The 11,310-nt window shown below is 49.3% G+C and carries 6 protein-coding genes and 1 tRNA gene; 5 read left to right on the top strand and 2 right to left on the bottom strand.

The features are described from left to right. Positions 1-65 precede the first annotated feature (65 nt). From argF to ftsY, 3 genes are all read left to right on the top strand, one after another. The gene (argF, locus tag H3L97_RS03095; protein WP_097114650.1) at positions 66-1,076 is read left to right on the top strand and encodes an ornithine carbamoyltransferase; all 1,011 of its coding nucleotides are present in this window, start codon (positions 66-68) and stop codon (positions 1,074-1,076) included. Between the two features lie 281 nt (positions 1,077-1,357). Beyond that, a complete protein-coding gene (pdxA, locus tag H3L97_RS03090; RefSeq protein ID WP_097114651.1) occupies positions 1,358-2,356 on the top strand; it encodes a 4-hydroxythreonine-4-phosphate dehydrogenase PdxA in 999 nt (332 codons plus the stop codon). A 232-nt stretch (positions 2,357-2,588) separates the two neighbouring features. Next, entirely contained in the window at positions 2,589-4,580 is a 1,992-nt protein-coding gene (gene ftsY, locus H3L97_RS03085; protein ID WP_371271272.1) for a signal recognition particle-docking protein FtsY, read from the top strand. 62 nt (positions 4,581-4,642) lie between these two features. Here the strand turns inward: ftsY and H3L97_RS03080 are convergent, their stop codons facing one another. After that, entirely contained in the window at positions 4,643-5,326 is a 684-nt protein-coding gene (locus tag H3L97_RS03080; RefSeq protein ID WP_097114652.1) for an energy-coupling factor ABC transporter permease, read from the bottom strand. Between the two features lie 124 nt (positions 5,327-5,450). On the opposite strand from H3L97_RS03080, the gene H3L97_RS03075 reads away from it, so the two are divergent. Continuing rightward, entirely contained in the window at positions 5,451-6,449 is a 999-nt protein-coding gene (locus H3L97_RS03075) for an ABC transporter ATP-binding protein (RefSeq protein ID WP_224446400.1), read from the top strand. Positions 6,450-6,496: 47 nt separating this feature from the next. Here the strand turns inward: H3L97_RS03075 and H3L97_RS03070 are convergent. Continuing rightward, positions 6,497-6,587, bottom strand: a tRNA-Ser gene (locus H3L97_RS03070). A gap of 321 nt (positions 6,588-6,908) precedes the next feature. On the opposite strand from H3L97_RS03070, the gene H3L97_RS03065 reads away from it, so the two are divergent. Then, positions 6,909-11,240 (top strand): pilus assembly protein, encoded by a 4,332-nt coding sequence (locus tag H3L97_RS03065; RefSeq protein ID WP_097114653.1) that lies wholly within the window; start codon positions 6,909-6,911, stop codon positions 11,238-11,240. Positions 11,241-11,310 lie beyond the last annotated feature (70 nt).

Here is an 11,310-nt window from a genome sequence, read left to right as displayed (position 1 = left end):
AGCCCAAAAATTTCTGCCTCACACCAAAAGGCTGCCTGAAAACCCATTGAGCAAAGGAAATGACCATGAACTTCAAAAATCGTTCTTTTTTAAAATTATTGGATTTTTCGCCTGCTGAAATTGTGGCGTTGTTGGATTTATCGGCACAACTGAAAGCCGACCAAAAGGCAGGCGTGGAAACGCAATATTTGCACGGCAAAAACATTGCTTTGATTTTTGAGAAAACGTCCACGCGCACCCGTTGTGCTTTTGAGGTGGCAGCACGACAACAGGGCGCAGGCATCACTTATCTGGAACCGAGCGGCAGCCAAATCGGACACAAGGAAAGCACCAAAGACACGGCGCGTGTGTTGGGCAGAATGTTTGATGCGATTGAATATCGCGGTTTCAGCCAGCGCGTGGTGGAGGAATTGGCGCAATTTTCGGGTGTGCCTGTTTACAATGGTTTGACCGATGAATTTCACCCCACGCAAATGTTGGCGGATTTGCTGACCATGCGCGAACACGCGCCCAACGGCAAGCCTTTGAATGAATGCAGTTTTGTGTATTTGGGCGATGCGCGGTTTAATATGGGCAATTCGCTGTTGATTGCGGGGGCGATGATGGGCATGGATACGCGCATTTGTGCGCCACAAAGTTTGCTGCCTGAAAGCCATTTGATTGAAAAAGCCAAAGCCATCGCCCAAGAAACGGGCGCGAAAATCTTGATTACCAATGAGATTGACCAAGCGGTGCGCGGTGTGGATTTTGTTCACACCGACATTTGGGTGAGCATGGGCGAACCCGAAAATGCGTGGCGCGAACGCATTGATTTGCTGAAACCTTATCAGGTCAACGCGGATTTGATGGCGAAAACGGGCAATGCGAATGCGAAATTCATGCACTGTTTGCCGTCTTTCCACAACCGCGATACGAAGGTGGGCGAGTGGATTTTCCAAACCTTTGGCATGGACGGCGTGGAAGTTACCGAAGAGGTGTTTGAAAGCGCACAATCCATTGTGTTTGACCAAGCGGAAAACCGCATGCACACGATTAAGGCGGTGATGGTGGCAACTTTGGGGGACATTGAGATTTGAGTTTTCAGGCTGCCACAATTTTGGACGTTGCCACTCTCCCCCTATGCAAGGGGGAGGGCTGGGGTGGGGGTTAGAAACGCAACGTGCCACCCCCACCCTAACCCTCCCCCGCCAGCAGGGGAGGGAACAGATTTCAGGCAAACCAAAAGTTTTTGTCGTGTACCGAAAGGCTGCCTGAAAACACCATTTTAATTTGAAAGGAAATGAAAAATGCCCATGACAATTTTGGAACAACACTACCAAATGGTTCAACATTTGGTCAAATTAGAATGGAGAAATTGATGAAAAACAAAATCCTAGCCATTACATCAGGCGAACCAGCAGGCATAGGCGCAGACATTTGCCTTGATTTACCCCAACACAATTTGCCCTGCCGCGTGGTGGTGTTGGGCGACATTGAATTGTTGCGAAATCGCGCCCAAATGTTGCAAAAAAACGTGAAAATCCGCGAATTTGACCGTTTCAGCCAGCCTGAACACAACACGCTGGACGTGTTGCACATTCCCTTGCGCGATGTGTGTGAAATCGGCAAACTCAATCCGAATAATTCGCCCTATGTGCTTGAATTGCTGGATAAAGCCTTTGATGGCGTGCAAGCTGGCGAATTTGCGGCTATGGTTACTGCGCCTGTGCATAAGGGCGTGATTAACGATTATTTTTCAGGCAGCCTGAAACGCGAATTTTTTAGCGGACACACCGAATATTTAGCCGAAAAATCAAACACCAAACAAGTTGTGATGATGTTGGCAGGTGGCGGTATGCGCGTGGCTTTGCTGACCACCCATTTGCCCCTGCGCGATGTGGCAGACGCGATTACCCCACAACTGATTGAAGACGTTGCCCAAATCTTACATCATGATTTACAAACGAAATTTGGCATTCGTTCGCCCAAAATTTTGCTGGCGGGTTTGAACCCCCACGCTGGCGAGGGCGGTCATTTGGGGCGCGAAGAATTGACCATCATGCAACCCACCGCCGCCAAATTGCGCGAACAAGGCATGGACATTTCCGACCCCCTGCCTGCCGACACGCTGTTTCAGCCATTTTTGCTGAACGATGCGGACGCGGTGCTGGCGGCGTACCACGACCAAGGTTTGCCTGTGTTGAAATACGCCAGCTTTGGTGGGGGCGTGAACATCACGTTGGGTTTGCCGTTTATCCGCACTTCGGTGGACCACGGCACGGCTTTGACTTTGGCGGGTTCGGGCAAGGCGGATTCAGGCAGCCTGAAAACGGCGGTGGAAGTGGCGTGGCAAATGGTGTTGGCGCAGCAATCTTGAAAATTTGAAAACAAGCCTTTTTCCCATTTCAGAACCTGTGTTCGCAAGATTGATGGCTTGATTTGATTGACAATTCTTGCAAATACAATGCGGATTTTTACGCCAATATTGAACATACAGGCAGCCCAATTTTGCTGGGGCTGCCTGAAACACAATTTTTCTTTCAAATACAGTCATGTTTACGCTAAAATAAGCCGACTTTATTTTGACCACCCACTTTAAACACATAACCATGTTTCGCTCATTACTGAAAATTTTTCAACCCAAATCGCAAGCTGCACCCGAATCACAGCAGCCAAATCAAAACGAAAACAACCCCTTATCCAATGAAACCGTGTCTTTGGACGTGTCCGATTTGCAAGATTTGCGTACCGAATCTGCCCAAGACGCACCCCAGCAGGTAAACGAAAACGAAATTGCCGCCGATGATGTGGTGGCGGTGTCTGCCGAAAATGAAACCGCAGAAGTCGCCCAATCCACATCTGATGACGCGGTGGCAGTCGCTGAACATACCACGGCAGAAGTCCCCCAACCCACATCTGATGACGCGGTGGCAGTCGCTGAAAATGCCACGGCAGAAGTCCCCCAACCCACATCGGATGACGCGGTCGCAGTCGCTGAAAATGCCACGGCAGAAGTCGCACAACCCACATCTGATGACGCGGTGGCAGTCGCTGAAAATACCACGGCAGAAGTCGCCCAAACGCCTCCTGCTGAACTGGAAGTGGTGGAAGAAATCATTCACATTCAAACCAAATCCGACATTGAAACCAGTTGGACTTTTGGCGGCAAAAAACCCGAAACGCCCAACGAAAACGAATCCCAAACGCCTGAATCGGCTACCGAACCCGTGAGCCATTGGACGTTTGGCGGCGCAGATGTGAACACCCACACCGATGATGTGATTCACATTGACCCCAAAAAATTGTCGCCCACCACCAAGGCTTTGATTGATGAAGCCTTGGGCAGGCTGCCTGAAAACCGTGCCGCATTGGTGGGCAAATTGGACGAAGACGACCTCGCCCCACCCCCAGCAGCCGAAGCCGCCACCGATGTGGACGCAAGCGAATCCCACACCAGCGTTGAGGCTAGCCCTGAAACGCCCACCGTTGCCAACGCAACACCCAATCCACCCGCACACGAACCCCTCGCTGCCGAAGCCGCCACCGATGTGGACGAAACCAACCCCAGCCTGCCTGAACAAGCCATTCAGCCAGCCGATGACATTGCCCAACGCGATGTGGGCGATGTGCCGATTGTTGCCGCCGCAGCCGCCACCGTGTTGGCAAGCGACAACGATGACGCGGCACCGCAAGACAGTTGGGCAAGCCGCTTGGCGCGTGGATTGAGCAAATCGCGCGACAAAATGGCAAAATCGCTGGCAGGCGTGTTTGGTGGTGGTCAAATTGACGAAGATTTGTATGAAGAATTGGAAACCGTGCTGATTACCAGCGACATGGGCATTGAAGCCACCGAAATGCTGATGAAAGAAGTCCGCAATCGCGTTTCGCTCAAAGGCTTGAAAGACGGCAACGAATTGCGTCAAGCCCTCAAAGACGCGGTGTACGATTTGCTTAAACCTTTGGAACAGCCGCTCACGCTGCCTGAAAATGGTCAGCCCTTTGTGATTATGATGGCGGGCATTAACGGTGCGGGCAAAACCACGTCCATTGGCAAATTGGCAAAATATTTCCAATCGCAAGGCAAAAGCGTGATTTTGGCGGCTGGCGACACCTTCCGTGCTGCCGCGCGTGAGCAGTTGCAAGAATGGGGCGAACGCAATGGCGTTACCGTCATTTCCCAAGTCAAAGGCGACAGCGCGGCGGTGTGCTTTGACGCAGTAGAAGCCGCCAAAGCGCGAAAAATTGACGTGGTTTTGGCAGACACGGCAGGGCGTTTGCCCACCCAGTTGCATTTGATGGAGGAGATTGCCAAAGTCAAACGTGTTTTGCAAAAAGCCATGCCCGATGCGCCACACGAAATTTTGCTGGTGTTGGACGCCAACATCGGTCAAAACGCTTTGAATCAAGTGGGGGCGTTTCACAAGGCATTGGGGATAACGGGCTTAATCGTAACCAAGCTGGACGGCACCGCCAAAGGTGGGGTGTTGGCGGCATTGGCAAGTCAATATCCCATACCCGTGCGCTATGTGGGCGTGGGCGAGGGCATAGACGATTTGCGCCCCTTTAAAGCGCGTGATTTTGTGGACGCGCTGTTGGATTGATGGTGCGGTAAAATTCAGGCTGCCTGAAAATGTGGGAAAACACGTTTCAGGCAGCCTGAATTTCATCGCCAAATTTGATTGGCTTTTTTTGCCAAATAAATTTTGTCGTCAAAAGTCCCCAACAATTCGGGCTTGAAAGCCACGCACACCGCCGCCGCAATCCCACTCAAAAACGCTTCACCCCAAGTCAGCAGAAAAAACACGGGAAATGCCGAACCCCACGCCACGCTGCCTGAAAACACCCCCGCACCATGCAATAAACTTGCCACAATCACGCCCGTTGCCATCATGCTCAATGCGCCCGACAAAAAGCCGTTGATGAAAATGTACACAAACACCTGTTTGGGCAATTTTGCCAATGCCCAGCGTCTGCCCAAGGCGTTGATGAGGCACGATGGCAATGCCACCGCCCACGCATTGAGCGCAAACACCGCCACAAAATCGCCACCGTGTCGCGCCCAACCCCATGCCAGCACCCACGCGCTGCCCAATAAAAACGCATGGGGCGCACCCAACATCAAAGTTGCCAAATTCAAACCGAGCAAATGGTAAACCATGCCCGATAGTTGCCCTGCCTCCACCTGCACATTGAGCAACCACAAAAACGCGCTCAATGTGCCAGCCACCGCCAGTTGTTGTGCGGTGGGGGTGGGGCTGCGCGTGGCACACCACATCGCCACAGGCACATACAGCACCCACGCCAACATCATGGCGTATTGATGAAACCAATCCGATGAAAAAATCACGATTTGCCCCTTTCAGGCAGCATTGTTGTGTAAAAAATGTTTTTCAGGCAGCCATTTTTGATGTTGCCACAAACTTCCCCCTATGCAAGGGGGAGGGAACAGATTTCAGGCAGCCATACAATTTTTGTCGCGCATTGTAAGGCAGCCTGAAAATCGTTTAACATCATGGCAACATTTCAATCGTGCCACAAAAATCATGTTGCAACTCCACCATATCCACAAAACCTACCGCCAACACACCGTGTGCCACAACATCAATTTGACCGTACAACAAGGCGAATTATTGGCGATTTTGGGCAAAAGCGGTAGCGGCAAATCCACTTTATTGAATGTAATCGCAGGTTTGGTGTCAGCCGATTCGGGCGATGTGTTCATCAACCAAATCCGCCACACCCACACCCCCCCCGAACGCCGCGAAATCGCCATGATGTTTCAAGATTTTGCCCTGTTGCCGCATTTGAATGTGTGGCAAAACGTGGCGTTTGGCTTAAAAATGCGCGGTGTGCCAGCCCAACAAGCCCGCACGCTGGCTGAAAACAGACTTGCCGAAGTCGGCTTGCACAACCACGCCGAACGCACCATCAACCAACTGTCGGGTGGCGAACAGCAGCGCGTTGCCCTTGCCCGCGCTTTGGTGGTTGAACCCAAAGTGCTGTTGCTGGACGAACCCTTTTCCAGCCTAGACACCCACTTGCGCCAACAGTTGCAACAGCAAATCCGCCAGTTGGTCAAACAACGCCACATTCCCGCCGTGCTGGTCAGCCACGACCCTGCCGAAGCCTGCTTGATGGCAGACCAAATCGCCCTGCTGCATTCAGGCAGCCTGATTCAACACGGCACACCCCAAGCCCTGTGCGCCCAACCCATCAATGCGGCAGCAGCACGTTTGCTCGGCTGCCTGAACGTGCGCGACACCCATTATGTGCCGCCCACCGCCATACATTTGGGTCAAGGCGAACCCTGCACCCTGATTCAAAGCGCACGTCAGCCCCACGGCTGGCTGCTGGTGTTGCAACACCCCATTTGGGGCGAAATCAGCACATTGAGCGACCAAGCCCCCCCAAATCAGCACATTGCCGTGCAAATAGACGAAACACAAATCGTGCATTTTCAGGCAGCCTGAAACACAAAACGCGCCTTGCTCAACCGAACAAAGCGCGTCATCAAAACTGGCAGAGAGGAAGGGATTCGAACCCTCGATACGCTATTCACGTATACACGCTTTCCAGGCGTGCGACTTAAACCACTCATCCACCTCTCTGTGGAAAAAGCGCATTGTAAACACATTTGTGGCGCAAAGCAAGTTTCAGGCAGCATTTTTATGCCATGCTGCGCTGCCCAATCTGCCCATTTGTGGCACAAAAATTGCTTGTCAAACAACACCAAAATCGCGCAAAATCAAAAACATTTGCTAATTTGCGTAAAAACACGAAAGCATAAGTAAAAAAAGCCCCACAAAGCACCCCATTGTTTGCAAAAATCAAACAAAACCCCCAAGCACATTTTCAGGCAGCCTGCAAAATGGATTATAATTTGCACAAGTTGTGCCATTTCAAGAATAAGCCACGAAAAGGATAGACTCATGTCAAAAATCAAGAAAAAAACCACCAAGCAGCCCATGCGTTTACACGCATTGGCGGCATCGCTCATGCTCATCATGCCGCTCACACAGGCAGCCAACAACACCGAATTCAGCTCCATTCCCTTGGTGGGTGTGGCAGCCAAATTTGCGCCCCACATTGCCTTGGCATTGTCGGTGGAATACCCCACCGCAGGTGCAGCCTATTCCGACACCAACCTGCTTTCCGCCTCCAATGCAGCCAACAGCTCGCCACTCACCCAACAATATTTAGGCTATTTTGACAACACAAAATGCTATAAATACAACCACGTTTCCGTAGGCGACAATTATCAAGAAGGTCATGATAATGGGTATTTTTATCCCAACAGCGTAGCCCAAAACGAAAATGGCTTATATGGCTTGTGTAACACGGGTGGCGATAAAGAAGAATTCAGTGGCAACATGCTCAACTACATGACCATGACAGCAATTGACATCTTCCGCAGCACCATGACAGGGGGCAACCGCGCAAAAGGCGTGCAACGTGGTGATGCCAACAATGTGTCTGGCTATGAAAACGGTGACACCGCCACCGACACATTCTTGCGCCGTGCCAACATTCAATATGGTCAAAACTCACAAGGCGGTTTTAGGATTAGTGATCGTTTACTCGATACTTTCAAAGCAAAAGAACTCAAAACCGATGCGACCCTACGCCGCTTACTGCCCCACTATTTTATTGATGTAATGGGTGCAGATGCCATTGAAGGTAAAGACTTTTCATACTACGAAACAAGTGATAAAAATCAAATACTTGCCACTAATGACGCAAATACAAATTCCCAAAGTTTTGGTGAACCGCGCCGCAGAGGGTTTTATCGTACAGGATATGGTCGCGATCCCATACTACATGTCGGACGTCTGCAATTTTATGATTATGAGCGAGACGCACAGGGAAATTTAATTACGGATAGCAATAATGTTGTCAAATTCCAAAAAGACCCAGTTGTTATCCCCCAACAAACATTAAAACAAGCACAATGGAGCTTGGCAGGTGAGTACGACCGATTTGCCGATGGCAGCCTGCATTTTTTTAATGACGGTTTTTATTTGCACATTGTCCGCAAAATCACAATGGGTGCCAAATACAACAATCTTCCCGACCATATCAGAAAAAATATAAAAGAATACCATTCTACAAATTTTAATAACCCATATGCTGTGGGAACATCCCAATATTATGCAGTATTGGATCCCAAATCGGTTGACGCTAAACACAAAGCAGCAGCACAAAAATGGGAAAAACGCCTAAATGTGGTCATTAAAGTGTGCGATCCAACAGGTGGCTTACCATTAGAAGCGAATTGCAAAAAATACGGCAATAATTACAAACCTGAAGGGCTGTTACAAGAATATACCGTTAAAAACAAAATGCGCTTTGCCACCTTTGGCTACCTGAATATTGCAAACAATAATGTTAATGGTGGTGTATTGCGCAGTCGCATGAAATGGTTGCTCAACGATGAACAAGAATCGGCAAATGGCGACACTTTTGAAGGTGCCACATACGGTAGCGAATGGCGAACCGATACAGGACAATTAAACATCAACCCCGATAAAACCGATGCAGACCAAAGTGACGTAAAACGCAGTGGTACCATCAACTATTTGAACCAATTTGGTGATGCCTCTGGCTATAAAGAATACGACCCTGCTGGTGAATTGTACAACACCGCTTTGGCTTATTTGCGCGGTACCACCAATGTGGCGTCTTCTGGTGTTTACAAGTTGCCCAGTGACCAAGTTACCGCCGAAGCAAAAGACGGTTTCCCCGTGATTTACAATTGGGACGACCCCTATAAACGCGGTATCCCCAAAGTACAACAACACTGCCATGCCAACAGCATTATTCTGATTGGCGATACCAATACCCACCATGATAAAGACATGGAAGGTAATGATTTAAGCACCGTACAAAACTACACTTCACGCATATATCAAAATGAAGAAGATTTGAATGGAGTGGGTGTTAATGCCAATATTGGTTCGTCTGAATCACCTGGATACATGGCAGGCTTGGCATATTGGGCACGCACCAACAACATTCGCCCCGATTTGCCCTACACTGATAAACGCCCCATCAATGGCAACAATTTCATCATTGATGTTGTAGAAGGGGGGGACTATAAAGCCAGCCCCATGAGAAACGCCTACTACTTGGCAGCCAAATACGGTGGCTTTGAAATTAATAAAGATGATAAAGTGGCAGAGTTGGTTACCAAAACCGATGTGAACGACAAAATCCTGCCAACCGCACGCAACTCGTGGACAGACGACAAACCAGGCCGCACCAGTATTGATGCCTTTAAAGGCGTACCACGCAACTTTGCGATTGCAAACAAACCTGCTGCCATGGTTGAAGCCTTGAACAAAGCCATGGAAGCAGGCGACAAATCGAACAACCCATCACAGGCAGCCACAGGTTTATCTATTGGTGCTGGTGAAATTTTGGACTTGCGTGCCGAAGGCGTAAACTACCTGTTGCAATCCACTTATGACTTTGCGAAATTGGCAGGCGACGTAGTGATGTATCGCCCATCTTGGGACGCCACACAGCACAACTTTAAATTGGCTGAATTTAAACGCACTGGCACCGAACTGACCACCCAATACCATGGGGAAAGCAATTTTGCCGCACGCAAAATGTTCACATTTAAAGGCAATACGGCTTATGACTTTAACACAAGCAATGCCAATAACATTTTCAATGGCATTACCATGCCCAAAGGTGTTTCCAACACGCAATTAGTGGAATACATTTTGGGTAGCAGCCGTTTGGAAGAGAGTTTATTGCGCAAACGCGAAAGTCTGCAAGGTACGGTAATTAACTCCACTGCCAGCCCCATTTTGCCTGCCAAAGCGGTTGCAGGCTGTAATTTGGACACCACTGCCAAATCACGCCCAACCTATTATGCGGCGGCGGCCAACGATGGTTTGTTGCACATTTTTGACACCTCAGGCAGCGAAGTGATGGCATACATGGCAGGTACTGCTTTGGAAAAACAACCTGCATTTGCCTCAAATGGTTTCCAACACCAATACCTGAATGATGGCTCGCCCGTGATTCAAGATGTGTGTTTGAGCAACCACACTGATGTACAAACCATTTTGATTGGCACAACAGGTCGTGGCGGTAAAGCGGTTTATGCTTTAAATGTGAGCAACATCAGCAACCCCAGCACACAAAATCTGATGTGGGAGTTTTCGGATAAAGATGACGCTGCATTGGGCTTGACCACTGCCAAACCTGTGATTACCAAAGGCAAAAATGGCAAGTTGTATGCGGTTGTGAGCAGTGGCTACAACAATCCTAAAGATGAAGGTCATATGTTCATTTTGGACATCAACAAACCTGCTAATGTGGCTTGGAGCGAAAACACCAACTACTGGAAAATCCGCTTGGGTAAAGCAGGTGTGGGTGCGCCCTTTGTTTACGATGGCGACAAAGACGGCATTGGCGACAAAATCTTTGTGGGCGACTTGGAAGGCAAAGTGTGGCAAATGGACAGCACCACCAGTGGCAATGCGCCATTTGCATTGAAACGCTACACAGGTGGCGACAACGATGGTGCTTTGTTCAAACCCACGCGTGATGTCAAACCGATTACAGGTGCGCCTTATGCGGAAATGGTCAACAGCAAGTTGATGGTGATTGTGGGTACAGGTCGTTATTTCTCTGAAAAAGACTTGAATTCCAAACAACAAAACTATGCTTATGGTTTGATTGCCGATGGCAAAACAGAGGCGATTCCTGATGATGAAAACACGCTGTTGCACCAAGAAATCACAACCAATGTGACTTCTGAAACCAGTTTGAATCCTGCTGAAATGGCGGTTTATTCGGTAACGGAAAACCCAATCAATGAAACACACCGTGGTTGGCGTTTGAAATTGCTGGAAGGCACCAATATTTCAGCAGACAGCCTGATTCGCCAACGCCAAGTGGCGCAATTCATGTTCTCACGCGCAACCACTGAAATTGGTGCGTTGTGTGTGCGTGCTGCCAACTCGGGTCTGGTTCAGGTTGATGTACGCAATGGCGGTCGTTTCCCCAAACCTTTGGTGGACACCAATGCCGATGGTAAAGTGGACAAAAACGATGCCAACAATGTGGGCATGGTTGAAGCCTTGGGCGTAAACACTTCTTTGGGTACATCTTTGACCTTTAATGCGGGTAATGGCAACACACCTGCCGTTTATTTGAATGACGGCGACAGATCTCGTTTGATTATTTTGGCAATGTTGGACGTGGACGCGGGTGTTCGCCGCATTAGCTGGCGCGAAATCTTCTAATCGCTTGATGTGAAACAGGCAGCCTGAAAAACGGATTTTTCGGTTTTTCAGGCTGCTTTTTTGTGTTCTG

The organism is Alysiella filiformis (assembly GCF_014054525.1).
GTDB classification, from domain to species: domain Bacteria; phylum Pseudomonadota; class Gammaproteobacteria; order Burkholderiales; family Neisseriaceae; genus Simonsiella; species Simonsiella filiformis.
The sequence above is the reverse complement of the archived record's forward strand: the minus strand, read 5'-3'. Positions and strand labels throughout refer to the sequence as shown.